The sequence below is a fragment of the Fibrella musci genome (assembly GCF_041321105.1).
Classification (GTDB): Bacteria; Bacteroidota; Bacteroidia; order Cytophagales; family Spirosomataceae; genus Fibrella; species Fibrella musci.
On the sequence record NZ_JBGGWD010000001.1, the window covers coordinates 450,470 to 475,485 of the forward strand.

21 protein-coding genes are annotated in these 25,016 nt (G+C 57.2%); 15 read left to right on the forward strand and 6 right to left on the reverse strand.

What is annotated here, in order from left to right; translation table 11 throughout:
* Positions 1 to 28: 28 nt before the first annotated feature.
* The 3 genes from ACAW74_RS01840 to ACAW74_RS01850 form a co-directional block, all read right to left on the reverse strand.
* Positions 29 to 736 carry an SDR family NAD(P)-dependent oxidoreductase gene (locus tag ACAW74_RS01840; RefSeq protein ID WP_370696482.1) on the reverse strand — a complete coding sequence of 236 codons (708 nt, stop codon included), beginning with the start codon at positions 734 to 736 and terminating at the stop codon, positions 29 to 31.
* Positions 737 to 827: 91 nt separating this feature from the next.
* Positions 828 to 1,598, reverse strand: a complete 771-nt coding sequence (folE, locus tag ACAW74_RS01845; RefSeq protein ID WP_370696483.1) for a GTP cyclohydrolase I FolE — start codon at positions 1,596 to 1,598, stop codon at positions 828 to 830.
* On the reverse strand, positions 1,561 to 1,995 hold the full coding sequence (locus ACAW74_RS01850) for a 6-pyruvoyl trahydropterin synthase family protein (protein ID WP_370696484.1): 435 nt from the start codon (positions 1,993 to 1,995) through the stop codon (positions 1,561 to 1,563). Before ACAW74_RS01850 ends, folE begins: the two co-directional genes overlap by 38 nt.
* A 305-nt stretch (positions 1,996 to 2,300) precedes the next feature.
* Between ACAW74_RS01850 and ACAW74_RS01855 the strand changes: the two genes are divergently transcribed.
* The 7 genes from ACAW74_RS01855 to ACAW74_RS01885 all read left to right on the forward strand — a co-directional run bounded on the left by ACAW74_RS01855 (position 2,301) and on the right by ACAW74_RS01885 (position 12,133).
* Positions 2,301 to 3,731 carry a Gfo/Idh/MocA family protein gene (locus ACAW74_RS01855; protein ID WP_370696485.1) on the forward strand — a complete coding sequence of 477 codons (1,431 nt, stop codon included), beginning with the start codon at positions 2,301 to 2,303 and terminating at the stop codon, positions 3,729 to 3,731.
* Between the two features lie 162 nt (positions 3,732 to 3,893).
* Positions 3,894 to 4,712 (forward strand): aldo/keto reductase, encoded by an 819-nt coding sequence (locus ACAW74_RS01860; RefSeq protein WP_370696486.1) that lies wholly within the window; start codon positions 3,894 to 3,896, stop codon positions 4,710 to 4,712.
* Positions 4,713 to 4,813: 101 nt separating this feature from the next.
* Positions 4,814 to 7,762, forward strand: coding sequence for an ABC transporter permease (locus ACAW74_RS01865; RefSeq protein WP_370696487.1), 2,949 nt, complete (start codon positions 4,814 to 4,816; stop codon positions 7,760 to 7,762).
* 87 nt (positions 7,763 to 7,849) lie between these two features.
* The gene (locus ACAW74_RS01870) at positions 7,850 to 8,677 is read left to right on the forward strand and encodes a hypothetical protein (protein WP_370696488.1); all 828 of its coding nucleotides are present in this window, start codon (positions 7,850 to 7,852) and stop codon (positions 8,675 to 8,677) included.
* A 13-nt stretch (positions 8,678 to 8,690) separates the two neighbouring features.
* Positions 8,691 to 9,827, forward strand: a complete 1,137-nt coding sequence (locus ACAW74_RS01875; protein WP_370696489.1) for a hypothetical protein — start codon at positions 8,691 to 8,693, stop codon at positions 9,825 to 9,827.
* Positions 9,828 to 9,994: 167 nt separating this feature from the next.
* Positions 9,995 to 10,444, forward strand: coding sequence for a response regulator (locus tag ACAW74_RS01880; protein WP_370696490.1), 450 nt, complete (start codon positions 9,995 to 9,997; stop codon positions 10,442 to 10,444).
* A gap of 168 nt (positions 10,445 to 10,612) precedes the next feature.
* Positions 10,613 to 12,133: a malate:quinone oxidoreductase gene (locus ACAW74_RS01885; RefSeq protein ID WP_370696491.1), complete on the forward strand. Its 1,521-nt coding sequence runs from the start codon at positions 10,613 to 10,615 to the stop codon at positions 12,131 to 12,133.
* 85 nt (positions 12,134 to 12,218) lie between these two features.
* Here ACAW74_RS01885 and ACAW74_RS01890 read toward each other — a convergent pair whose 3' ends face one another.
* A complete protein-coding gene (locus ACAW74_RS01890) occupies positions 12,219 to 12,980 on the reverse strand; it encodes a LytR/AlgR family response regulator transcription factor (RefSeq protein ID WP_370696492.1) in 762 nt (253 codons plus the stop codon).
* Positions 12,977 to 14,995, reverse strand: a complete 2,019-nt coding sequence (locus ACAW74_RS01895) for a histidine kinase (protein ID WP_370696493.1) — start codon at positions 14,993 to 14,995, stop codon at positions 12,977 to 12,979. Before ACAW74_RS01895 ends, ACAW74_RS01890 begins: the two co-directional genes overlap by 4 nt.
* Before the next feature lie 256 nt (positions 14,996 to 15,251).
* Between ACAW74_RS01895 and ACAW74_RS01900 the strand changes: the two genes are divergently transcribed.
* From ACAW74_RS01900 to ACAW74_RS01920, 5 genes are read left to right on the forward strand one after another with little or no spacing between them, the layout of a single operon-like run.
* Positions 15,252 to 16,637, forward strand: a complete 1,386-nt coding sequence (locus ACAW74_RS01900; protein WP_370696494.1) for an OmpA family protein — start codon at positions 15,252 to 15,254, stop codon at positions 16,635 to 16,637.
* 14 nt (positions 16,638 to 16,651) lie between these two features.
* Entirely contained in the window at positions 16,652 to 17,320 is a 669-nt protein-coding gene (locus ACAW74_RS01905) for a hypothetical protein (RefSeq protein WP_370696495.1), read from the forward strand.
* A 13-nt stretch (positions 17,321 to 17,333) separates the two neighbouring features.
* The gene (locus tag ACAW74_RS01910) at positions 17,334 to 18,689 is read left to right on the forward strand and encodes a hypothetical protein (protein WP_370696496.1); all 1,356 of its coding nucleotides are present in this window, start codon (positions 17,334 to 17,336) and stop codon (positions 18,687 to 18,689) included.
* Positions 18,690 to 18,714: 25 nt separating this feature from the next.
* On the forward strand, positions 18,715 to 19,401 hold the full coding sequence (locus ACAW74_RS01915; protein WP_370696497.1) for a TapB family protein: 687 nt from the start codon (positions 18,715 to 18,717) through the stop codon (positions 19,399 to 19,401).
* Positions 19,402 to 19,408: 7 nt separating this feature from the next.
* Positions 19,409 to 20,065 (forward strand): hypothetical protein, encoded by a 657-nt coding sequence (locus ACAW74_RS01920; RefSeq protein ID WP_370696498.1) that lies wholly within the window; start codon positions 19,409 to 19,411, stop codon positions 20,063 to 20,065.
* A 97-nt stretch (positions 20,066 to 20,162) separates the two neighbouring features.
* Here the strand turns inward: ACAW74_RS01920 and ACAW74_RS01925 are convergent, their stop codons facing one another.
* Positions 20,163 to 20,285 carry a hypothetical protein gene (locus ACAW74_RS01925; protein WP_370696499.1) on the reverse strand — a complete coding sequence of 41 codons (123 nt, stop codon included), beginning with the start codon at positions 20,283 to 20,285 and terminating at the stop codon, positions 20,163 to 20,165.
* Between the two features lie 103 nt (positions 20,286 to 20,388).
* On the opposite strand from ACAW74_RS01925, the gene ACAW74_RS01930 reads away from it, so the two are divergent.
* From ACAW74_RS01930 to ACAW74_RS01940, 3 genes are read left to right on the forward strand one after another with little or no spacing between them, the layout of a single operon-like run.
* Complete coding sequence (locus ACAW74_RS01930) at positions 20,389 to 21,108, forward strand: hypothetical protein (RefSeq protein ID WP_370696500.1); 720 nt, start codon at positions 20,389 to 20,391, stop codon at positions 21,106 to 21,108.
* Positions 21,105 to 23,867 (forward strand): TonB-dependent receptor, encoded by a 2,763-nt coding sequence (locus tag ACAW74_RS01935; protein ID WP_370696501.1) that lies wholly within the window; start codon positions 21,105 to 21,107, stop codon positions 23,865 to 23,867. The genes ACAW74_RS01930 and ACAW74_RS01935 overlap by 4 nt, the downstream gene beginning before the upstream one ends.
* Before the next feature lies 1 nt (position 23,868).
* Positions 23,869 to 25,011: a DUF4249 domain-containing protein gene (locus ACAW74_RS01940; RefSeq protein ID WP_370696502.1), complete on the forward strand. Its 1,143-nt coding sequence runs from the start codon at positions 23,869 to 23,871 to the stop codon at positions 25,009 to 25,011.
* The last annotated feature ends 5 nt before the right edge of the window (positions 25,012 to 25,016 follow it).

Genomic DNA, 25,016 nt, shown 5'->3' on the forward strand with positions numbered 1-25,016 from the left:
TGTGTTGGCCTGTAGTAAAGACGATACGCTATTTCAGGCTACCCATTCCGCCATCGATGCCGATGATCTGCCCCGTGATCCAGCTGGCCTGATCGCCGAGCAGGTAGGCCGCCATCTGGGCAATGTCTTCGGGTGCGCCAACGCGGTTGAGCGGGTGGCGTTTGTTGGCCGCCTCGCGCTTTTCCGACGTACCCAGCAGGCCCTGCGTTTCGGCCAGGGGCGTGTCGGTCAGCGACGGAGCCAGGGCGTTGACGCGTACGTTGTAGGGTGCAAACTCAGCCGCCAGCGATTTGGTCAGCCCTTCAACGGCCGACTTCGCCACCGACACCGACGAGTGCAGGCCCATTCCAAGTTTGGCCGCTACCGTGCTGAATAGCACCACACTCGCTGATTTTGATTTTTTCAGACTGGCCAGTGTGGCGTGAAGAGCCGATACGGCGCCGAGTACGTTGACCTGCAAATCGTGCTGATAGTCGTCGGGTTGCAGGCGCTGGAACGGTTTCAGGTTGATCGTACCCGGTGCATACACCAGCCCGTGCAATACATCGGGCAGTTGGGTTAGGGCTTCGGCGGCGGGTTGGGTCGTTACATCCCAGGTCATGTGGGTCGACGTGATGCCTTCGGGCTGGCGACGCCCAGCCGTGTAGAGGGTCGCGCCCTGCTGTTGCAACAAAAGAGCCAGTGCGTGGCCAATGCCCGAACTGGCTCCAATGATGAGAATATGTTTGCCTTGCATAAAGTGAAGTGCGTTCAAGGTTTAATGTCCAACGTCCAAAGTCAACCCTTGTCGCTTGCATTGGCCGTTGGACGTTAAACCTTGAACATGCTCACATTGTTGGCTTGGCCATGCCTACGTACTTCAAAAACTCCTGCTTCGTAGCTTCATCTTCGAACTTACCACTGTAGGCAGCCGTCAGCGTCGACGAGGCCGTGTCGTTGACCCCACGGGTCGATACGCACAGGTGAGCGGCGTCGATAATAACCGCTACGTCGTCGGTCTGGAGGGCGCGCTTCAATTCATCGGCGATCTGCATCGTCAGGCGTTCCTGTACCTGCGGGCGCTTGGCGTAGTACTGCACAATCCGGTTTAGTTTCGACAGGCCAATCACCTTACCGCTACTGATATACGCCACGTGCGCTTTCCCGATAATGGGTACGAAATGGTGTTCGCAATACGACTGCACCGTGATGTCGCGCTCCACCAGCATCTGGTTATACTGGTACTTATTGTCGAAGAGCGTTGTGCTGGGTTTGTTGGCCGGGTTCAGGCCCTTGAACGTCTCGTTGACGTACATTTTGGCCACCCGGCGCGGTGTTCCTTTCAGGCTGTCGTCCGTCAGGTCGAGGCCCAGAATGGTCATAATTTCGCGGAAATGTTCTTCAATCAGGTCGATTTTCAGGTTGTCGTCCAGATCGAACGCATCCGGGCGCAGGGGCGTCTCCAGATTGGCTGAGGCGTGGTTATCGCCCAGTTCATCAACCAGTTCGTCTGACAAGCCGTGAGTGGAATGGCCATTTTTATGACCGTTAACATAAATCCCGTTCGTGGCCGGGACGCCATTAGGCGGGATATTCGACGAAGTTCCGTTCGGTTTCATGCAGACGAATTTTCAGATCGAGCGACGGCTCGATGTGTTTTCTCAGAATGGTATAAATGACAATGGCGATGTTTTCGGCCGACGGATTAAGGTCGCGAAATTCGTCAGTGTCGAGGTTCAGGTTTTTGTGGTCGAAGCGGTCGGTTACCTGCGTCTTGATCAGATCACCCAGCACTTTCATGTCGATCACATAGCCCGTTTCGGGGTCTATCGGGCCAACAACCTGCACGGTCAATTCGTAATTGTGGCCGTGGAAATTCGGGTTGTTGCACTTGCCGTAGACACGTGTATTCTTCTCGTCTGACCAGTTCGGATTGTTCAGACGGTGGGCAGCGTTGAAGTGCTCTTTTCGGAACACAGCTACCCGTGGAGCCTCGGCCCCGGTGGTATCCATCATGATAGGTTTCTAATCAAAATCGGTTCAACCTGTCGTAAGAAAGTATGTCTTCAACACAGGCAGACCATAGAGCGGGGTCACTTCGTACTGATCGTCACCGGCCAAAATTCGTCGCTCACAGGAGTGCAATGGTCAGATAGATAACCCGCCTTGCGTAAATCTTGTTCAACGTTTACCAATAAAGATTAAACAAAATACGAGTCCTATCTGGGCAGTAACGTAACGGTCAGTAGGGTCAAATCGTTCATTAAAACCTCGGCGCTTCGTTGTATGTTTACCGGTAGGTACTGACTCATTCCTGCCTTATGCCGAACCGATCTACCCGTCGTGTTTTCCTGCGTGATGCCGCCTTTGCCGCGGCGCTCGTCCCCACCAGCCTGTCTACTTTCGGCGGAACGCCCCGTTTGCTGAGCAACGCCAATCCCCACTCGCTGGCGGCCGACGACAAACCCGTCCGGCTCGGGTTCATCGGCACGGGTTTTCGCGGGCGAGACCACATTCAGCAGGCGCTCTACCGCTCCGACGTGCAGATTCCCGCCATTTGCGATACCAACCCCGACGCCGTGCAGCAAACGCTCGCCCTGTTCGATAAACTCGGCAAACCCCGCCCGGTCGTGTACGGCAACGGTGGGGGCGCCCGCCAGGACGAGGCTTTTAGAGAGCTACTCAAGCGCGACGACATCGACGGGGTCATCATCGCGACCCCCTGGGAGTGGCACACGCCGATGGCCGTCGAGACCATGAAAGCGGGCAAATACGCGGGCGTCGAAGTGTCGGCGACGGTAACACTCAAAGAGTCGTGGGATCTGGTCGACACGTTCGAGAAAACGGGATCGCCCTGCATGATCCTGGAGAATGTCTGCTACCGCCGCGACGTACTGATGGTGCTGAACATGATCCGGCAGGGGTTGTTTGGCGAAATGACCTACGCCCACTGCGGCTATCAGCACGACCTACGGGCGGTGAAGTTCAACGATGGGCAGCACTATGCCGGTGGGGGTGTCGAGTTTGGCCCGAAAGGCTACGCCGAAGCCCGTTGGCGCACCCAGCACTCTGTCGACCGCAACGGCGATATCTACCCCACGCATGGGCTGGGGCCGGTGGCGCACTGGCTCAACATCAACCGGGGCAACCGCTTCACAGCCCTCAGCAGCACCGCTACCAAAAGCCGGGGTCTGCACAAATACGTGGTCGATAATGGCGGGGCCAATCACCCCAACGCCAATGTCAACTTCAAGCTGGGCGACGTGGTGACGACCATGCTGCAATGCGCCAACGGCGAAACCATCATGATCATCCACGATACCAATTCGCCCCGCCCCTACTCGCTGGGCTTCCGGGCGCAGGGTACCGAAGGCATCTGGATGGACGATAACGACAGCGTCTTTTTTCAGAACCGCACGGCCAAAGGTGGCAAACCCAAAGCGCATGCCTGGGAACCTTTTGCCGCCTACGAGCCCGAATTTGACCACCCGCTCTGGAAAAAACACGCCGCCGCCGCCGACAAGGCAGGCCACGGCGGCATTGACTTTTTCGTGATGCAGGCCTTCATCGAATCGGTGAAATACAAAACTCAGCCGCCCATCGACGTTTACGACGCGGCCGTCTGGAGTGCCATCAGCCCGCTATCAGAGAAGAGCATCGCTAAAGGCGGGCAGCTCGTCGAAGTCCCCGATTTCACGCGGGGCAAATGGAAAACCAACACGCCCATCTTCGCCCTAAACGATGCTTATTGAATGAATAATGTACAATGTATGATGTATGATGTACAATGTATGATGTACAATGCACAATGCACAATGTACGATGTACGATGAGTTCGCGTTAGCAGTCCGACGCCCGGCTCCATCGTGCATTGTACATCATACATTGTACATTATTCATTCACTCTACCTACCATGACTATTCCTTCGGTTACCTTGAACAACGGCGTCGAGATGCCGTTGCTGGGCCTGGGCGTGTATGCCCCGAGCCAGCGAAATGAAGTGCAACAGGCCGTCGAAGACGCGCTCGAACTGGGCTGTCGGCTTATCGACACGGCGGCGATCTACGGCAATGAACGCGATGTAGCCGCCGCCCTCAAGGCCAGCAACGTACCCAGAGGCGAGATGTTCATCACCACCAAAGTCTGGAACGCCGACCAGGGCTTCGACAATACGCTGCGCGCCTTCGACGAAAGCCTGACCAAACTGGAACTCGATGTGGTCGATCTGTACCTGATTCACTGGCCCATTCGCGAACATCGCCGCGACACCTGGCGGGCACTCGAGCGGCTCTATGCCGAAGGACGTACCCGCGCCATCGGGGTGTCGAATTATTACCCGCCTCACCTCGACGAACTGTTCGAGACGGCCACCGTCACGCCCGCCGTCAACCAGATCGAGTTCAGTCCGTATTGTTACGTACCTGAGGTGCTCGACTATTGCCGGGCGAAGGGCATTCAGCTGGAAGGCTATGCACCGTTGGTAAGGGGGCAGAAACAGCATGACCCGCGGCTGGTTGCCCTAGCCGAACGTTATGGCAAAAGCACCTATCAGATACTAGTACGCTGGTCGGTGCAGCATGGCGTGGTAACCATTCCAAAATCGGTGAAGAAAGAACGCATCCGGGACAACTTCGATGTGTTTGATTTCGAGCTTTCCGACGCTGATTTTCAACAGCTAAACACCTTCTTCGACAACACCCGCATCGCCGATCACCCCATGGATTATTTGTAACAAGTTCAAGGTCCAACGTCCAACGACCAAGGCAACTGGCGCGTGTTTCAGCAAGTGCCAATTACCTTGGTCGTTGGACTTTGAACGTTGAACACCCTGCTATGCGCGAACTACGCCTCCCCGCTCGTTTTGAGCTTCGGTATCAGGTCCGTCAACCGCTGTTCTGGGCGCTGTTTGTCCTTGTATTCGCGCAGGGAGCGGCCATGGGCGTAACCACCTTCCGGCAACTGGCCGACCTCCGGTTGTGGGCCAACGCCCCGGTCATTAGCTACATCGCCTTTGCCAGTCTGGGACCGTTGCTGGTCGCCTCGGTGGCCCTCCTCACGGGGCAGGCCCTCCTGCGCGACCGCGACTACCGCGTGGGTACGTACCTGTATGCCCTGCCCCTTCAGGCACGTACCTACTTCCTGGGGCAGTTTTTGGGTACGTTGGGCGTTGCGTTGCTGCTAGGAGTAGGCTATACGCTGGGGGTGCTGACGGTGCCGCTCTGGGTCGACTCGCCCAGCCAGTCGGCCGGGGCTTCCTGGTCGTTTACGTGGCTGGCCGTGCCGGGAGGCTTCGGTTGGCTGCTGCTTCCTAACTTATTGATCGTAACCTGCCTTTCGTTTTCTTTGACCGCTTTGCTACGGCACATAACCGGGGCCTACCTCACCCTGCTTACGCTTGTGCTCACCTCAACGCTGCTCCAACTGGGTTATGCGGCCGTGGTCGACCTCGACTGGATGCAGGTGCTTGATCGGTTCGGGATGCTAGCGATTCGGCAGGCCGTGGAGGGGCTACCGATCAACGATAAAAATACTCTGCTCCTGACGCTGGATGTACCGGTGCTGTTGCTCATCAACCGGATGCTCTGGCTCGGTCTCAGCGGCTGGCTACTGACCCGCGCCGAAGCCCGCCTGTCGTTCCCCTACTGGCTCGATCGGGGCGCGGTCTTTCCCGACCTGTCGCGCCGCTACACCCAGTTCGTCTACTTCTGGAAAAGCCTCAAAAAGCAACCTGGCAACGCACAGATTGCCCCCGACCCATCCAACTTCGCCACCACTGGACAACCCATTCAACCGGCTAGTCTGCTGGTTTCGTGGCAAATAGTGGCGCGACTGGCCTGGACCAATGCACGTTGGCTTCTGCGGCAACCGGCGGTGCTGATGGCATTGCTGCTGCTCGTGCTGGGCATACTAGGTTACGCTAATGGGTTGGGCGATACCCCCACCGACACGCTGGCAAGCGGCCAACGGCTGTTGCCATTCACCTCGCGCCTGACGTTCATACGCCTACCCATGCACCTGTACATCAGCCTGTTTCTGGTTGTTTTTACGGGCGAACTGCTGCATCGGGAACGCACCGCAGGCCTCTGGCTGCTCACCGACGCCACACCCCTGCCCGCCTGGGTTGGGCTGCTGGGCAAAGCCGGAGCCCTGCTGCTGCTGGCAACGGGCCTCACCGCTGTTCTGTTCGGAACGGGTCTCTGGTTGCAATGGCACAATGGTCAGACGCCGATCGACTGGTCCTTGTATGCGGCCGATCTGCTGGGCGACGGGCTCCTTCGGTACGGGCAACTCATCGCGCTGGCGGTGCTGGTGCAGAGTATGCTGCCCAACCGGTTTGTGGGCCATCTGGTACTGCTGATCGGATTGGGAGGGCTGGCTTACCTCCACAGCACGACGGCGGCCGGACCGCCTTCAAACTGGCGATGGCTGTATACGTACCTGCCCGGCTCGGCGCTCTACTCCGACCTGACGGGCTACGGCGGCCTGCATTCCCTGCGCACCGGGCTGGCGCTCTTGTGGTCGGTGGTGGGGCTTGGGCTGCTCTTGCTGGCACCCCGGCTGGCGCAACGCGGCGAATGGGTGGGCCTGCCCCGGCTGCTGACCCGTTTCCGGGATAGCCTGACGCCAACGTACCTGACCCTGCTGTCGCTCGTCGGGTTGGCCACTGTCGGCGGCATCGGCTGGGTGGTGGCTACTGCCGATGAGCCGGTTACAACCGCCCTGATTACGCCCTACACCACCACGACGGAGCAGGTGAACGTAGGGCGTCAGCGGATCAATGTGCAGTATCACTATGTGCACTCGCAAAACCGTGAGGCCATACAACAGGCCGTCAGGCGGGCGCTGCAACAGGGATCGCGCTGGCTGGGTACGTTCCCGACCGAAACGCTGCACATTACGGAAACACCCTTCACGACGCCGACGGTAAATCCCATTGTCGGACGCTCAGGCCGCGGACAGATACGGCTGTCGGAGCGCGACGGATGGATGACCAATACCACCCGCCTCATCGATGCTGGCTGGCTCGATATGGCCGTAACGAAACAGGTGCTGAATCAGTGGCTCGCCGCGTGCCTGAAACCAACCACCCAACCGAATGGCCTGCTGACCGACGGACTGGCCACGTACCTGGCCACGCGCATCGTGCGCCAACAACGCGGTGACGCCTGGCTGACGGCTCAACTAGCGCAGTTCGACGTCATCTACCGGCGCGGGCGCGGGCAACAAACCGACCGGGAGCCCACCATACGCAACGCCCCGGCCGCCTCGTATGTAGCGTTGGTCAAAGCGCCGCTGTCACTCACCTGCGTTGGTGAAGTCTGGGGGCACGAGGCCCTCTGTCAGCAGATTGGGCAGTATCATCGGCAGCATCCGGCTGGCAATTCGGCTGGGTACGTAACGGCCCTGCACAACGCCCTCCCCGACTCGCTCCAATACGCCGCAACGTACCTGACCGAGCGCCCTAGTTTCAGTATAGCCGTGGGTGCCATCGGGCATTACGACGACCGCCTTGGTGTGCAGATCGTCGCTCACAAATACCTCGACGATGGGCTCGGCGCCATGCAGGAGCAGCTACTCAACGACTACGTACCGCTAGCCCTGCTCGACAACCGCGGGCAGATCATCCACCGGCAACTGGTGAAGCCCTCCACCGCCGGGCGTGACGATAACGTGTTCTGGCTACCCCGGCCCAAGAACGCCGTTGCCGTGGTGGTCGATCCGCTGGGTGCCTGGTCGGATGTGAACCGATTCGATAACCGCAAAATTCTCGTTCGCCGCTGAGTCAGCGCCATTTTTTGGTTCATTTACCTTACCTTTTTAAGGCATTACGGATCGAATCGGTTGATCGCTGATACAGACACGAGAACAATGAAAACCGCTGGACTGATTGGTTTTTTCAGCCTGTTGGTAGGGATGCTGCTGACGGGTTGTTGGAGCGAACCAGCCGAGCAATCCACTGCGACCCTCGCCCCCGACCGCCCCTTGATACTGGGTACGTTCTACGTGGCCCGCATCAAGGTTTATAACAGACACAGCTGGCTGAACGATACCGAAAACGCGGCCGTTGAGCAGTTGGCCGCCAGTCTGGGCCATAGTCTGCTTCATTTCGACTCGACAGGGCGATGTCAGGCTATCTATTACGGGCGGCGCACCGAGGCCCGCTACCTGGTGCAACAAGACGACCTGCACATCCAGGATAGCACCTTTCATGGTCTGAAACTCGCCCCGAATGGCTTTTCCATGCAATTGCGCAAACGCGTCAACGGCAAACGCGTCGATCTGGAATACCGCGCCTATCGGTTGAATCTGGGCAAAGACGCCGACCGGTTTCAGTCGCTGGCCAACACCATTTTCACGAGGCCGACCGCCCCGCAGTCCGACGAGCAGATTCGGCAGCGGGTAAAGCAAACACTGACGTTCTACTCGCTCTTTTTCCGGGCCATCCACGACAGCCACATCATCCTGTTCAAGCCCGGCATCGTTAACCTACCCATCAGGTTTTACTACGGCGCGATGACCCTCACCCCGTTCTCGGCTACCGATGCCTGGACAACGCTATACTCTACCCCCGACGAAGCCCGCAAAGCCTACGCATTGCTGGAAGGGGCGGTCGCCCAAAACGGCCGTTTCCGCCACCGGCAATCCTTTGCCCTGGGTTTTTCGACGGTGCTTCATGAAACCGCCAGCCATCTATAACTCACCTCAGTCTATGCCTCACTGCCGTCCGCTGCCCCCATTCGTTGCCCTACCGCTGGCTGCTGGCACCCATTGGTTGGCCTGCCTGCTCGCTTGTTTGTTCATGCAGACGGCCCCGGCCCAATCCGTCGATTTCGAGCCGCTCATCAAGAATATTACAAAGACATACTACTGGCAGCCAAATCAGAAAGACAGCCTCCGCCTACCGTTGCTGTATGAAGGGCGGGGCTACCGGATCGAGCTTAGTCCGAACCCCATGCCGTTTACCGTCCAACAGACGACTGTCGAAACCGGCGCTGACCGTACCTACGCCGTTGCCTACTCGGTTATTTACGAAAACCGGCTAGTGAGCCTTTTCGATTCGGTGGGCTTTGTCTGCTTAACACTACCCAACCTGACGCGCGACCGCGACTATGAGAAGCGCCTCAACACGAAGCGCTTCCAATACCACTGGCTGCTCAACGGGCAGTTGGTTGGCCTTTCAAATGGCCTCTATTACGCCCTGAACAGCAAAGGCAAATGGCGTCCCTACGCCGACAACGTACCTATGGGTCGACAACCCAAACTCGCCGAAGACGACCGCTACATCGTGTTTGGGCGGAGCCACGGCGAGTGGGGTGGCACACTTTATTTTTACGACAAAGCCAGCCGGGAAACCCACCTTACCGGCATTGGCGATGCGAATACGATTTGGAAAGAAGGCGATACGTACCTGGTACTCAGCAGTTCAGGGCATATGATTGGTGGCTCTGCTCTTGCGCAAGTCAGGACACCCAACACGTTGCCTATAACTACCCTGGCCGACAAAAACGATCTGGTGGCGGGCTACGCGCTGGGAAAATTAGCCCCACCGACTGCGCCATCCGATATTCGCTTTGGGTACGTCGGCATTCAGCTCTGGTCAATGTTCACGGTGCAGGATCGGCCGCTCTATCTATTCCATTGGTTTGAGAAACCGCTGCTGGCAGAGCGGGACGGTGATGTATTCAAACTGGTCTCCCTGCTACCCTTCGATCGATTTTACCACCATAACCCCATCACGACCACCTACGGCCGCTATACGCTGATTAACTATGCAGATCAACGGGGCGAAGTGGGTTGCCTGCTGATCGACGGCCTTTTCATAACCAGACTCAGTTGGACGATCTGACAAGGCAGCGCACGTTTGACAAACCAGATAGAACGAGTTAACTCACCGTTCCTGAGCGCTATATAGCAACACCAGTCAATCAATTTATTCGCCTATTTCACTGACCCGCAAAGAAGCATTTACAAATTACAGGGTTTGATTAAGATGTCTCCCACTTCTCTTTTGTCATGAAGCCCTTCCTGAATAGCCCCGGCCTCTATCCTAAACCTGATGCCCGACAGGTCAACGTGATGATCATCGACGACAACATCGATCAGCTGGCGGTGTTGCAGCAGGCAATCAGGCAGGAACTGCCGGGCCTGAGCGTCATTCCGATAACAACCGGAACGGGGGCCATTGCTTATCTGGAAACAAACGTGCACCAGCCTGGAGCCATGCCCAAGCTTATTCTGCTCGACTTGTACCTGCCCCGGCGAGACGATGGCTGGCGCACGCTGGCCGCCATTCAGCAGTTGCCAGCTCCCTTCAACCGCATACCCGTCATCATGCTCAGCGCGTCGGATGATCAGACCGACATCCAGGACGCCTACCGGCGGGGTTGCGTAACGTACCTGATCAAACCAACTACCCGCACGGGCTGGCAAGCCTACTACGACATGCTGAAAGGGTTGGCCTGAGCAAGGCGCTTTTCAGGTACGTTGGGGGCTACAACTCCCCATCGTCCAACTTCTTCCCGACAGGTTTCTATCGGAAAATGAAATCCGTAGAATCTCCCTTTTTCAGGAACAAGCCGCCCCCGATTTTGGTCTTTATGCTGACGGGCTGCGGCCGGTCAACATAATCGCATGGGAAAACGTAAAGACGCTCACGTTCAATCTTCTGACGTCATTTTGATTGGGGCCGGTATCATGAGTGCCACCCTGGGGGTAATGCTGAAAGAGCTTAACCCCGACATTACCATTCAAATCTTTGAGCGGCTCGATCAGGCCGCGGCAGAAAGCTCCGATGCCTGGAACAACGCAGGCACGGGTCACTCGGCATTCTGCGAACTCAACTACACCCCCGAACGCGAAGACGGCACCATCGAAACCTCGAAGGCGGTGAAAATCGCCGAGTCGTTCGAGCAGTCGAAGCAGTTCTGGGCGCACCTGGTGGAAGAAGGCTTCCTGAAAGATGCCCCCAACTTCATCCGTCAGATTCCGCACATGAGTTTTGTGTGGGGCGACGACAACGTCAGTTACCTGCGTCGCCGCTACGAAGCCCTGCAACAGTCGCACCTGTTTGCCGGCATGCAGTACAGCGAGAATCCGGGGCAGATTGCCGAGTGGACACCGCTGGTGATGCAACACCGTGATCCGGCTCAGCCCGTGGCCGCTACCCGCATGGAGATCGGTACCGATGTAAACTTCGGGGCACTCACGCGGGCCATGTTCCGGCGACTGGAAGAAATGCCGGGCGTATCGATGCATTTTGCCCACGATGTGAGTGAAATCTGGCGGTCGAAATCGCTGGGCGGCTGGAAGATCCGCGTCGAAAACGTGACGACCGGCGCCGAGCGCGACGTGCACGCCAACTTTGTGTTTATCGGCGCGGGTGGCGGGTCGCTGCGGCTGCTCGAAAAATCAAATATTCCCGAAAGCAAAGGCTACGGCGGCTTCCCCGTGAGTGGGCAGTGGCTACGTTGCACCAACCGGGCCATTATCGATCAGCACCACGCCAAAGTCTACGGCAAAGCGTCGGTGGGCGCGCCACCCATGTCGGTGCCGCACCTCGACACCCGCATGATCGACGGAAAGCAGGAGCTGCTCTTTGGGCCGTATGCGGGCTTCTCGACCAAGTTCCTCAAGAACGGGTCGTATTCTGATCTGCCCAAGTCGATTCAGATGAGCAACCTCGCGCCGATGCTGATGGCCGGGATGCACAATCTGGCCTTGACCAAATACCTGATTCAGCAGGTGATGCAATCGCCCGACGACCGGCTGGCGGCCCTGCGCGAATATTTCCCCGACGCCCAGATGTCCGATTGGGACCTGGAGGTGGCCGGTCAGCGGGTGCAGGTAATCAAGAAAGACGACGAAGAAGGCGGTGTGCTGGAATTTGGCACCGAAGTGGTGAACGCCGCCGATGGCAGCATCGCGGCCCTGCTGGGTGCCTCGCCGGGTGCCTCAACCGCCGTCTCGATCATGATCGACCTGCTCAACAAGTGCTTCCCCGAGCAGATGAAGACCGAAGCCTGGCAAGCCAAGTTCCGGGAGATGATCCCGAGCTTCGGGCAGTCGCTAGCCAACGATGTGGCGCTGCTTCAGCAGGTACGCCAGCATACGGGGCAGGTGCTGGGCCTGAGCCAGTTTGAGTACACGACGTAACGCCTGTCTCTATAGTCACTCAAAAAAAGGCCTGTCCCGATAGCGGGGCGGGCCTTTTTGGGTTCAATAACGTTGGCCAAACGGGTCAGCGGCGGTCTATACCGGCAATCTGGTTCAGCAGGAAATCGCGTTTCTGTTTGGTTACCGGCACTTGCGTCCCGTCGGCCATGAGCAGGTAGCCGCCCTCCTGCCGCACAATCTTATGCAGGTACGTTGGGTTGATCAGGTGCGAATGGTGGACGCGTAAAAAACCGTTGGGTTCCAGCACTTGTTCCACTTCTTTCAGAGTTCGGCAGATCAGCAGGCTGCTGCCATTTTTCAGGAAGAAATGCGTGTAGCTCGCATCAGCCGCGCAACGGATGATGTCAGGTACGTTCACAATTTCGTGGCCTTCGTGCGTAGGCAGGGCTATGCGGCTGGGGCGTTCGGGGACCGACAGGGCGTATTGGTCACGGAAAAGGTTGAACTGTGCCTGTTGTAGCTGGCGAAGGGTTCGTTTCTGCCACAACCCGATGGCAGCGCGCAGTTCATCTTCCTGCACCGGTTTCAGCAGGTAATGCAGGGCGCTGTACTGAAACGCCCGAATGGCATATTGATCGTAGGCGGTGGTGAAAATGACATCAAAATGGAAGCTACTCGCCACCTGTTCGAGCAGTTCGAATCCGTTCATCCGGGGCATCTCAATATCGAGAAACAGCAGATCGAACGGGGTGTATCGAATAAACTCGACCGCCGCCTCGGGCTGATTGAACGTGGCCAGCACCTGCACGTCCATATTCAGCTTGCGCAGCTTCATGGCGAGTAACTCGGTAGCGTGCTTTTCGTCGTCGATCAGAATAACAGTCATAGCTGGGTGTAGGTTGGGGCGGTTACGGGCACGGAAGCCGAACTGAGCCGGTACGTAATCCGGACGATCGTACCCGATTGCCCGTTCTGGCTGAGGTCGATTAGTTGCACGTTGAGTTGGGCGGGGTAATTTCGATTAAACAGATCGATTCGCTGCTGGGTGATACTCATGCCCAACGACGTACGACGGGTAGACAGGCGGCTTTTCAACTGCCCGGCCGCCTCGCGCCCAATGCCATTATCCTCAATGTCGAACTGGATAAGCGTGCTTGACACCAGCATGACCCGTACCCACAGCCGCTTATCGGGCCGGAGGCTGTGCTGAAGGCCGTGCCAGATCGCGTTCTCGACAAACGGTTGCAGCAACAGCGGCGGAATAATGACATCATCCTGATCAACAGCCGAGTCTACCTCGATCGTGTACCGAAAATTCTCGTCGAACCGACTGCTTTCCAGTTCCAGGTACAGCTTCAGCCCGGTCAGTTCTTCCGACAGCCGGACGGTTTCTTCATTGGAATGATTGAGGATAAGCCGCAGCAACCGCGAAAAATTCGACAGGTAGCGGGTGGCGTTGGCTTCGTCGCCTTTCAGCACAAAATATTCGATGGTATTCAGGCTGTTGAACAGAAAATGCGGGTTCATCTGGCTTCGTAAGGCCAGCATTTCTACCTCGGCCAGGCGTTTTTCGTAGGCCGTTCGCTGCTCGATTTCCTCCACATACGCCTGCTGACTGGCCAGCCGCTCCCGATCGACCAGCCGGATACGATGTGCCAGCGCCAGCGCAAAGACAATGATTTCGAGCAGCACGCCCAGCGGCAGCATGAGCAGGTTATCGACAAAACCGGGCAGGGAGGTGTTCTTCAAAATCAGCTCTGCCGCTCGCAACGACGCCAGCACGCCAATCGCCGTGAGCAACACGTTGCCCAGTACCACGTAACGGGTCAGGATAGACGGGACTCGCCGAAGCAGCCAGACCAGCACGCCGATGTGCACCGAAACAAACACGATTCGGCAAAGCCAGAAATTGAGTTGATACAGGCCCCCATCGTTGGTCAGCATCAGCAACGTACCCGACAGCAGGCTGTAGCCCACGGCGGCCCGGCCCCAGTTGCGCAGTCGCCGGGCCGCCACCGGATGCGTAGCGGTTAGGTTCAGTAGCTCGACCAGAAACAACATATAGGCCCCCCACCCCGACCAGACAACGAATTCGAGGGCGTGGAACCGGACCAGGGGTATACCAGCAAGCAACTGACCAACAGGCGTATAGGTACGCGTTTTCAACAGTGAATACACGCAGCCGGCCAGTACGTATAGGGCATAATACCCATACAATGCCTGCCCGTATTGGGCGTAAATGAGCACGACGAACAGCAGAAAAAACAGTAGCCCACCCTGTACCCACGACCGATACTGGAGTTCGGGCAGGTTGCGCCGATATTGGCGTGCAATCTGCTGAACATGGTATAATTCGGTTTCAAGCCGCAGATCCACCACAGGTCGGGGCAGGTCGGCCTGGGTCAGCGCGGGTAAAAAGCCCGGCTGCCGAGCCACCCGAATCAGCAGCAGACGGGTTTGGCCAGCACCTATGCTCACCGGAATATACTGATCGTCGCTGAGGTCGGCCCAACGCTGCCGGGGAACCATTGTGCCGCATTGCAGCGAGTCGGTCAAGTGGTTGTCGGGCGTAAGCAAATAGACCGTTACAGTTTGGTTCGTAGCGGCGAACAGGTACGTTGTCCGGGCCGAATCGGTATCATTTTTCACCCACTGCCGCACCCAGTAGGCCGACCGCGCCGAGGTCCGCAGATCGGGCGTCAGGCGAGTGGTGGCCGGCTGCCGATACGCACTCTGCCAGCTCACACCGGGGTCGGTGATGGTCAGATAACTTTGGTCGCGCAGGTACGTATACCCACGCACCAACTGGCTCAGAGTCAGCGTGTCTGATGGGCGCGGCGACGGGTTGGCTCGGCTGAACCCAGACAAACACAGCAGGAAAAGAAGGAGCCAACGCACCATAGCGTAGTAATCAGGGGCTATCAATACAATACTACGAAAAGGCACTGACCGGCAAAAGGCAAACCCACTGATGCCCAATACAGGTAAACCAACCGGTCATTTCAGTCGATAAGAGACCCAATTCGACCGTTCGCTCAGTGGTTTACTCAAATACGAGTAGCGCACACTCAAACCACTGTACTATTAACTAATTTGTTATTCAGGCTACTGATGCGTTAATATTTGCCGGTGATTAATACGCTAAAATCAACGGATTATGCATCAGATGAGACTGGCCGGACTGGCTTTCGTCAGTATACTCAGCTTGACAGTCGCTCGTGCCCAGGTGCGGGTGTCTGACCCCAAACAAACGGTTGAACGCAACGTCGAATATCGGGTCAATAACAAGGTAGACCAGGGCATAAACCGGGGGCTGGATAAGGTAGAAGAGGGCATTGGCAACATCTTCAAAAAGAAAGACAAGAAAGCCAAAGACCCCAAGCCAGCCGACGAAGCCGACGTACAAACTACTGATAACCAGACCAACGCACCCGGCGATCAACCCGCGGCGGGGCCGAACGCCGGGTCATCGGCAGGCAGCGCGGGTGGTCGTGATGAACCACGCCCCCTGAAAGCATACAGCAAATTTGATTTTGTAGCGGGCGAAAACGTACTGGCCTACGACGACTTTGCAACCACAAACGTGGGCGACTTCCCCCTGGGTTGGAACACCAATTCAACGGCCGAACTGGTCACGCTGGAAGGCAAGCCCGGCAAGTGGCTATTCATGTCGAAAGACGGCTTTTTCCAGCCCGAATACGTCAAGGAAATGCCCACCAATTTCACGTTGGAGTTTGACGTGTTTACGCGCTACAATTCCAACAACCTGCTGACCTACAGTTTGTATTTGTCGGCGGTGGACAGTCCCAAAAAAGACCTGGCCAATCAATACATTCAGGACGGTATTTATTTTGAATGGCACCCGTGTGGTGGGGGCAAGTTCATTGTTTACGAAAAGAGCGAAGAGGTCAATAAAAATGAAGGACTGAATTTGAAAGAGTTTGATTGTGGTGACGATTATTCAAAACCGTCCTTCGTGAAGTTTTCGATCTGGCGACAGAAAACACGCTTGCGCATCTATGCCAATGAAACCAAGGTCCTGGATATTCCGCAGGCTTTCGATCCCAAACTCAAGTACAACGCGTTCAAGTTTGGAACGGCCTACATGAATTACGCCACCGCCGACAACAAGGATGAGTTTATGGTCGCCAACCTGCGTTATGCCGTCGGTGCGCCCGATACCCGCGCCAAACTCATCACGGAAGGTAAGTTCAGCACGACGGGTATTCTGTTTGATATTAACTCCGATAAAATCCGGCCCGAGTCGTATGGGGTGCTCAAAGAGATTGGAACCGTCCTGAAAGAAAACGCCGGGGTACGTGTAAAGATCATTGGCCATACTGATTCCGACGGCGACGATGCCAGCAATCTGGCGCTCTCGAAACGGCGGGCGGCTTCGGTAAAAGTGGCTTTATCAACTGAATTTGGCATCGACGCCAGCCGACTCGACACCGACGGTAAAGGTGAAAGCGCCCCCGTTGGCTCCAACACCACGCCCGAAGGCAAAGCCAACAACCGGCGCGTCGAATTCCTGAAACTCTAGGCCGATATCCTTCGATGAAACCATACGCTCTACTGCTGGGTACGTTGTCGTTGTCGCTGACCGCCTTTGCACCCGGCGACTGCCTGCTCACGTACCAGACCCGGCTCGACCAACTGCTCCCCAAAGCCACCATCGAGAAAATCTATGGCAAAAGCCTGTCAACGGCGAAACTGGAGTACCGCAAATCGGCTAAATACCCAAAATATGATTCCTATCAGTACAGTTGGCCCAGCGACCGGACGGTGACGATAAAAGTCGGTTTCGGCAGTGGGTCCGTGACTGCACCCGACCAAAATGTTATCGGCCTATCGTGGCTCGATCAGTTTGAAGCCAACCGCTATCCCGACCCCCTGAAGCGTTTCCGGCAGTTTTATCGCACACCCACCGAAGCCGAGAAAAAGCAGATGGCCGAGCTGCTCGACAAGGAACTGGCCAAACGAGGCCACGGCACTGGCGACCGTAAAACGGGCGCGGCCGTGGGGGGCACGCTGGCCAACAACACGGTTTACGAAGACGTGGCGGGCATCGGCGACGCAGCGGCCTGGCAGGTGACCGACAAAAAACTGGTGGTGCTGAAAGGCCGGACTACATTTCAGGTTCACGCCAACGTCAGCGCCGACAAAAGCATCAACCTCAGTCTGGCCAAAAAACTAGCCGCCGACGTGCTGGCCAAATGCAACTAACCGGCCCAACTCCATGACCATCTACTCGTTTGTCGGCGGCGTTGCCCTGTGGCTAACCACCCTGCCCGTCACCCAGGCTCAGCGGATCGAAATTATCAAGCCAGAGCGCACCGGGAAAGACATTGTACTGACCCGCCCCACGTTTTCGGCCCGGCCCGAAGCCATTCCCGCCGAAAATGGTCTGTACCGCTTCACCCATTACCTGGTGGTGGCCTGCAACGACGATCAGTCGGGCGAGGGAGGCGAGGTGTCGCAGTACCTGAACATCAACAACGGGCTGATCGGCTTTTTCCCGGACAACCTGCTGACCATGACCAAAGGGCAGTTACCCACTGGCGATGGCGAAATAGATTTCTGGGCCATTTTACCCAGCATGACCCAGCGGATGTTTATCAAATCGCCTGAGCGGGGGAAGATGCTGGTACAAATGACGGCTGGCGATGGTATGCAGACAACCACGACTGCCCGGTTCGATGCCTGGAATCAGGGGGATATGTTTTGGCGAACGGCGAAGGTGATCAAGAAAACGACCCTGCCCGCCCGGCTTATTGAAGGCAATGCCAAACCAATTCCGGTCGAGATTTACGAAGCCACCGGTCCCGAAGGCCGGGTGAATGTGTGGCTTATCGACCTGGGATTGGCCACCGGGCAGTATGCTCCCCTGAAAACGAACCACGCCGCAGTGGGTATGGGCGGCATCGGCTTGTTGATGAACCATTTTAATAAACATGTTTATCTGGTGTTTCAGGTCAACGATGTCCCCAACACCAAGGGCTGTCGGCTGGTGACGTTTTACCCGAAAGCGCGGCAGTTTTCGGGAGCGGGCTACAAGCCGTTCGGCGATCTGATGCTAGACAAACTGGCCGACGCGCAACGTGAACAACAAAAAGAGCAGGCGGAACAACTAGCTGCCGACGACGAAGAGACCGATGCGCAGCTCCGCGAACTACGTCGGCAAGCCCGCGAGCTGGGGGCTGCCATGCAGAAAAAAGTTGCCGATGGAGCCACCAATGCCGCGATGCTCAACGACCTGAGCGAAGTGAACCGCACCACCATGGCGATGGCCACCAACGTGGACGATCAATACAAGATGGCCGACATCGAGTTGAAGATTGCGCGGCGACGGCTGGAAATTGAACTCGATCAGATGCGGGAAGACAGTGACCCTGAAGCCGAAAAACGCCGCCGCGCCATCCGGGAGAAAATGCGTTGTGGGGAACAGCAACGCGTGCTCTGGCAGGAGCATCGGCAAAACGCGGCCAAGCTGAAAAAGCAGTTTGAAGGCCGCGAAACCGATTACGATTGCCAGGAAAAAATGGGCCAACTCTCGACCCGGTTTTATACCCGGCTAGCGCAGGTTTGCCGGTAACACGACCCCTAGTTTTCAATCAACCATGACCAGAATCATCCTGTTTCTTGCCCTGCTCACGGGTTCTATTGCCCTTCGCGCGCAGGATTGCGGCAGTTATTTCGCCTTTCAGAAAGGGCTGAAATTTGAGTTGACCAGTTACGACAAAAAAGACAAACCGGCCGCCTTACTCAAGTACCAGATTATTGATTACAAGCCTGTTAACGGCGGCACCTCGCTCGTTTTTTCCAACGAAACCTACGATCCCAAAGGCAAGCTGCTGGCCAAAGGGGAATCATTCGGCAAGTGCATCGACGGGAGTTACTACACCGACGTCAGGAACATCAGTTCCGACATGATTCCGAAAGCGGCCAACCTCCGCATGGACATTACCGGTGATCAGTTAACGTACCCAGCCAAGCTCAACGTGGGCGACAAACTGAACGATGCCAGCGTTACCGTAAAATCGAGCCTGGAAAGCGGCATGACCCTGATGACGCTGACCGTCAACATCGTTGATCGGCAGGTGGCCGGGATGGAAACCGTTGAAACCCCGGCAGGTACGTTCGACTGCGTGAAGATCACGTACACCATAAACATGCGGCTGATGGGCAACCGCACGTTGAAAGGAACCGAGTATCTGGCTAAAGGAATCGGCGTGGTGAAGTCGGAACAGGTCAATGAGAAAGGCCAGAAACAGTCGTCGATGATGCTGACCAAACTGGAAAAATAAGTCACCCATGACCAGGTACGTTGCGGTGTTGCTGTTGCTTACGCAGGTAGGCGTGGCGCAGGGAGTCATCAAATTCAATGAGTTACTGACATTTAGCCACAATCAGAACGGGAAGGCACGCGAGACAAGCGTGTACCTCGACCGGAAAACATCGACCTGGTTATTCACCAACGACGACTCGTTTGGCGGCACCACCGAGGGCGTGTCGTTTGTCGTGGCTTACCCCAACGGAACGTACCTGTTATGCAGCACCGACGACAGCAACGCCAACGTCTGCCAGCGGTTCAGGAGAACGGCAGCCCTCCGCCATACCAAAGCTGTTTCGGGCAAACCAACGGGCAAACGGGCACAGTTTGGCGCTAATAAATACGGTTGGCCAGTGCTGTCGGGCTCGGCTTTTCAGCTTCAGGCGGGGTGGATGAGTCTGGATACGTACCTGGCTACCGTGCCCTTCAACTGCTATCCGCTCTACGCTTACAACACGCTGCCAGAGCTGGAAATCGGGCTCCCTATTTTTCAATCAGTCGATTACACCGCGATACTCCCGCGTAACCAGCTGGTACTTTCCGAAGCGATGCCGGGTGGTGTACGGCTGAAAAGCCTATCACCAACGGAGTATGCTATCGACCTCAGCAGCTACCGGATAGCCGACGCAAAACGATGATGCGACCACCGACAAATCGGAAACTAATTTGATGGTGTCGCTGAAAGGTCGGCTGGCTCGCTACAGTACCACCCTCGACAGTGCCGGGTCGGGGCGGTTATTTATAGCCAACACAGACTTCGTTTTCCTGAGTAACCTGCCAGTTGGCCGATACCACACCCACGCCGGTCGGCTTCAGGTACGTTGGCTTACGCGGCGGGAAAGCTCGAGTATACGACAAACTACCTGCGATTTACGAAAATGGCAACTTTGTTAACTCCGTCGAATAAATCCGGCGGGGTTTTTCTTGTTTTAGCGCCCGTTGTTTCGGTATTTGGGGAGCTATGCGCTTCCTCTTTTTTCTGTGTTGCCTTACTCAACAGCTTATACCTGGTTTTGGGCAGACGGCCCGCCCTGACACGGCTTTTCGGCACGAATCGATCCAATTGGCCCTGCAACGGGCGGCGCTGGCCGACTCAAGCACCGATGGGCTGTTCAACGGTTCGCAATACCTGGGGCACGACCGGCGGCTTCGCGGCCACGCCTACTTCGTCACCGACAGCGCCATGCCCGGTCGGGTTGAAGCGGGCGGCAACGCCTATGCCCTTCCGATTCGGTATGACCTGGTCAATGATGCGCTGGTAGCCGACCACCGGGCCGGTTACTGGATGGTGCCCCGAGGCGAAACCGTTCAGTCGTTCAGCCTGCTGAATCACACCTTCATTCGGCTTATCGACACCACCCAATCGCGCCTGCCCGAGGGGTATTACGACCTGCTCTACGACGGTCCTTCCCGCCTGCTGGCACGCCACACCAAACGCATTCAGATAAGCTCCGTGCCAAGCAGCTTCGGCGAATACCTGTCGAACACAGCCTACTACATCCGCCGACAGGGTCAGTACGTGAAAGTAGGGTCCCGAAAAGCACTGGTGAAACTGCTGGCCGACCGGCGGAAAGAGCTAACGGCCTATGCCCGCGAGCAGAAGGCGCGTTTCAAGGAAGACCCGGAACTGGCCCTTCAGGCACTGGCTCAACGATACGACGAATTAAACAAGCCCCAATGACCCACTTTTACCGTCTCTTTTTTGTCGTAGTCTGTTTGGGTGTGGGGCCATGGGCCTGGGCTCAAACCAAGCTCACGGTCAGCGGGTCGTTTGCCGGTGTGCCGTTTGAGCAATTTGCGAAGCAGGTGGAAGCCCAAACGCCTTACCGGTTTTTCTACGCCCGGCGCGATGTCGACAGTCTTCAGGTACGTGTGCAGGCGACCAATCAGCCGTTGGCCGCGCTGCTTAATCAGGTGCTGGCGGGCACCAACCTGCGCTTCGCCATCGACCGGCAGCAGCGGGTATTCATCACCGTCGAGCAGGCGATCCGTACCGAACTGCCGCCCAATTTCTTTGATCAGGGTGCGGGAAATGGGTCGGGCGATACGGTGGCGGTCGAATTTGGGGCCGCGCGCGACCAAGCCCGGTTGTCGCTGGAAAGCCGGGTGGTGGAGATTGGGCAGCGGGCCAACGCCGGCCGGAGCGGCAACGCCACCCTGGCGGGCCGGATCCGGAACGCCACCACGGGCGAACCGGCCGTGGGCGTAACTGTCATGCTCGACAAACCCCGCACGGGCGTGGTGACGAATGCGTATGGTTATTACAGCCTGCCCATGCCGCGCGGCCGACACGAGCTGACGTTTCGGAGCATTGGCCTGCTCGACACAAAGCGGCAGGTCGTGATCTGGAGCGATGGCAAACTCGACCTCGACATGGACGAGGTAGTGGTGCCCCTGCGCGAGGTAACCATCAACTCCCGCAAAGATGTAAACGTGGCCAGTACGCAGATGGGCTCCGAACGGCTCGACATCAAGACCATCAAACAGGTACCTACGGTGCTGGGTGAAGCCGACCTCATCCGGGTGGTGCTGACCCTGCCGGGCGTGAAATCGGTAGGCGAAGGCACCGTCGGTTTCAACGTGCGCGGGGGCTCGGCGGGGCAGAACCTCATTCTGTTCAACGACGCCACGATCTACAATCCGTCGCACCTGTTCGGCTTCTTTTCGGCCTTCAACCCCGATATCATCAAAAGCGTTGACCTGTATAAGAGCGCCATTCCGGCCCGGTTTGGGGGTCGGCTGTCGTCGGTACTCGATATTGCTACCCGCGACGGTAACAAGAAAAAATGGGTGGGCGCGGGCGGCGTAGGTCCCGTTACGGGGCGGCTCACGCTGGAAGGGCCACTGATTACCGACAAAACGTCAATCCTGATTGGCGGGCGCACTACCTACTCCGACTGGCTGCTGCGGCAATTACCCAACGGCACATACAACAATGGGCAGGCCGCTTTTTACGACGTCAACCTGGGCATCACCCACGAGGCGAGCGACAAAAACAGCTTCTACCTGACGGCCTACCTCAGCCGCGACCAGTTCAAGATCGGCGGTGACAGCCTGTATACGTACCAGAATCAGGTAGTATCGGCCAAGTGGAAGCACATTTTCTCCAACAAGCTCTATGCCGTCACGACGGGTACGTATAGCCGCTATAACTACGGTGTATCGAGCGACAAAAAACCCACCGAAGGCTTCCGCTTTGGGTTCGACATTCGGCAGAGTGCCGCCAAAATCGACTTTGCCTATTTCCCAAACCCAGCCCACGTGGTCGATTTTGGCATTGGCACTACGCACTACAGCCTACGGCCCGGCAACCTGCAACCAACGGGCGAGGCCTCGTTGATTCAGCCGTCGGTAGTACCCAACGAGCAGGGCCTTGAAAACGCCGTGTACATCAACGACCGGTTCGACGTGACGCCCCGGCTGTCGATCAATGGAGGGCTGCGCTATTCGCTGTTCATGAACCTTGGCCCAAGCCGCGTCTTTACCTACGCCCCCAACCAGGCTCGCAGCGAACGCACCATCACCGACACGCTCCAGTACGGCCCGGGAAGTGTGGTATCTACCAACGGGGGGCTGGAATACCGGCTGGGCGTGCGCTACCTGATTACTGACAACCTGTCGGTGAAAGCGAGCTACAACCGCATGCGCCAATACCTGCACATGCTGTCGAATACGGTGGCGGTTTCGCCGCTCGATATCTACAAGCTGAGCGACACGTACCTGAAGCCGCAGGTGGGCGACCAGTACTCGCTCGGTTTTTACCAGAACCTGCGGGCCAGCACCATCGAACTGTCGGTGGAAGGGTATTACCGCACCCTGCAAAATCAGCTCGATTTCCGGAGCGGGGGTACGTTGCTGCTCAACCAGCACCTCGAAACCGATCTGGTGAATGCCGAAGGCGTGGCCTATGGTGTGGAGGTGATGCTCAAAAAGCAAAGCGGCAAGCTTAACGGCTGGCTCAGCTACACCTATGCCCGCTCGCTGCTGCGCACTGTAACGCCCTACACGGCCGAGGCCGTCAACAATGGCAGCTATTATCCCAGCAGCTACGACAAACCCCACGACGTCACACTGATTGGCAATTACAAGATCAACCGGCGGCTGAGCATCTCGGTCAATGCCACTTACAGCACCGGTCGACCCATTACGCTGCCGCTGGCACGCTACGTCGTCGATGGTACCGAGCGGGTTTATTATTCGGAACGCAACCAGTACCGCATCCCGGATTATTTCCGCACCGACCTGTCGCTGAACATCGAAGGCAACCACAAAATCAGGAAACTGGCGCACAGTTCCTGGACGCTGGGCGTCTATAACCTGACCGGCCGCCGCAATGCCTATTCGGTCTATTTCACGTCGGTGAACGGGCGTATCCGGGGGTATCAACTTTCCATCTTTGGCCAGCCCATTCCAACGCTGACCTACAATTTTCGCTTCTGACATGCGCCTAACCTGGGATGCCTGCCGTGTGCTGGCTCTGTTCTTACCGATCCTGCTCGACAGCTGCGTAGACCCCTACCGGCCACCCGAGATTACGGCCCCCAACCGGTATCTGGTTGTCGACGGGGCGCTGACCAACGGCGTCAGCGTGATCAAGCTGTCGCGTACGCAAAATCTGGAAGAGCCCCGTACCGCGGCACCTGAGCTTAAGGCCACGATCCGGGTCGAAGCAACCGACGGCGCCACCTACGCCTTCACCGACCGGGGGCAGGGCACTTACGCTCTCGAATCGACGTCACTGGTACAGGGTAAAACGTATCGGGTGCGGATCAAAACCACGGCGGGGAGCGAGTACCAGTCGGAGCTGATCACCATCCGGCCCACGCCCAAAATCGACAGCATCAGTTGGGCGGTCGAAAACAACGGCGTGCAGATTTACGTCAATACCCACGACCCGGCCAACCAGACGCGCTATTACCGCTGGAATTACGAAGACACCTTCGAGTTCCGCACGCCTTACCAGTCGCCCTACGCTTTTGTCAACAATAAAGTAGTCCAGCGGGAAGGCCCCGACCTGAACCACTGCTGGCGCACCGAGGCGTCGACCCGCATTCTGTTGGGCTCGACAGCGCGGCTGTCGCAGGATGTGGTGCAGCGGGCGCCGTTGCTTTTCATCCCGGCCAGTTCGCCTAAACTGGCCATTCGCTACAGCCTGCTGGTGCGACAGTTTGCGCTGTCGCCCGAAGCCTACACCTATTGGGATAATCTGCAAAAAACGACCGAGCAACTCGGTAGCCTGTTTGATCCGCTCCCCTCGCAGGTGGGGGGTAATTTCACCTGCCTGACCAACCCCACCGAGCCGGTGCTGGGTTTTCTGGAAGGGCATACCCTAGAAGAGCGCCGGGTCTTTATCAATCGCCCCGCTTCGCTCTCGCTTGATCTGGTTCGCACGGGCTACGAAGGCTGTTTTCTCGACACCATTCCGAAACCCCGACAGCCCCTGATCAATTTTCTGGGGCCGGTTGGCGGCTACGCGGTCGTGTCGCTCATTCCGGGCAGCGAAGGTAGCTACATCGCCACGGGCGTCGCCTGCACCGACTGCCGGGACCGGGGCACCATTGTCAAACCCGCCTACTGGCCCTAGTTCTG

Excerpts from the sequence above, each read along its gene's own strand:
- ACAW74_RS01890 (WP_370696492.1), bottom strand. The coding sequence starts at position 12,980 with ATGACTGTTATTCTGATCGACGACGAAAAGCACGCTACCGAGTTACTC.
- ACAW74_RS01870 (WP_370696488.1), top strand. The coding sequence starts at position 7,850 with ATGAAAACCGCTGGACTGATTGGTTTTTTCAGCCTGTTGGTAGGGATG.
- ACAW74_RS01895 (WP_370696493.1), bottom strand. The coding sequence starts at position 14,995 with ATGGTGCGTTGGCTCCTTCTTTTCCTGCTGTGTTTGTCTGGGTTCAGC.
- folE (WP_370696483.1), bottom strand. The coding sequence starts at position 1,598 with ATGAAACCGAACGGAACTTCGTCGAATATCCCGCCTAATGGCGTCCCG.
- ACAW74_RS01855 (WP_370696485.1), top strand. The coding sequence starts at position 2,301 with ATGCCGAACCGATCTACCCGTCGTGTTTTCCTGCGTGATGCCGCCTTT.
- ACAW74_RS01875 (WP_370696489.1), top strand. The coding sequence starts at position 8,691 with ATGCCTCACTGCCGTCCGCTGCCCCCATTCGTTGCCCTACCGCTGGCT.
- ACAW74_RS01840 (WP_370696482.1), bottom strand. The coding sequence starts at position 736 with ATGCAAGGCAAACATATTCTCATCATTGGAGCCAGTTCGGGCATTGGC.
- ACAW74_RS01865 (WP_370696487.1), top strand. The coding sequence starts at position 4,814 with ATGCGCGAACTACGCCTCCCCGCTCGTTTTGAGCTTCGGTATCAGGTC.
- ACAW74_RS01930 (WP_370696500.1), top strand. The coding sequence starts at position 20,389 with ATGCGCTTCCTCTTTTTTCTGTGTTGCCTTACTCAACAGCTTATACCT.
- ACAW74_RS01940 (WP_370696502.1), top strand. The coding sequence starts at position 23,869 with ATGCGCCTAACCTGGGATGCCTGCCGTGTGCTGGCTCTGTTCTTACCG.
- ACAW74_RS01880 (WP_370696490.1), top strand. The coding sequence starts at position 9,995 with ATGAAGCCCTTCCTGAATAGCCCCGGCCTCTATCCTAAACCTGATGCC.
- ACAW74_RS01850 (WP_370696484.1), bottom strand. The coding sequence starts at position 1,995 with ATGATGGATACCACCGGGGCCGAGGCTCCACGGGTAGCTGTGTTCCGA.
- ACAW74_RS01905 (WP_370696495.1), top strand. The coding sequence starts at position 16,652 with ATGAAACCATACGCTCTACTGCTGGGTACGTTGTCGTTGTCGCTGACC.
- ACAW74_RS01935 (WP_370696501.1), top strand. The coding sequence starts at position 21,105 with ATGACCCACTTTTACCGTCTCTTTTTTGTCGTAGTCTGTTTGGGTGTG.
- ACAW74_RS01910 (WP_370696496.1), top strand. The coding sequence starts at position 17,334 with ATGACCATCTACTCGTTTGTCGGCGGCGTTGCCCTGTGGCTAACCACC.
- ACAW74_RS01900 (WP_370696494.1), top strand. The coding sequence starts at position 15,252 with ATGCATCAGATGAGACTGGCCGGACTGGCTTTCGTCAGTATACTCAGC.
- ACAW74_RS01885 (WP_370696491.1), top strand. The coding sequence starts at position 10,613 with ATGGGAAAACGTAAAGACGCTCACGTTCAATCTTCTGACGTCATTTTG.
- ACAW74_RS01860 (WP_370696486.1), top strand. The coding sequence starts at position 3,894 with ATGACTATTCCTTCGGTTACCTTGAACAACGGCGTCGAGATGCCGTTG.
- ACAW74_RS01920 (WP_370696498.1), top strand. The coding sequence starts at position 19,409 with ATGACCAGGTACGTTGCGGTGTTGCTGTTGCTTACGCAGGTAGGCGTG.
- ACAW74_RS01915 (WP_370696497.1), top strand. The coding sequence starts at position 18,715 with ATGACCAGAATCATCCTGTTTCTTGCCCTGCTCACGGGTTCTATTGCC.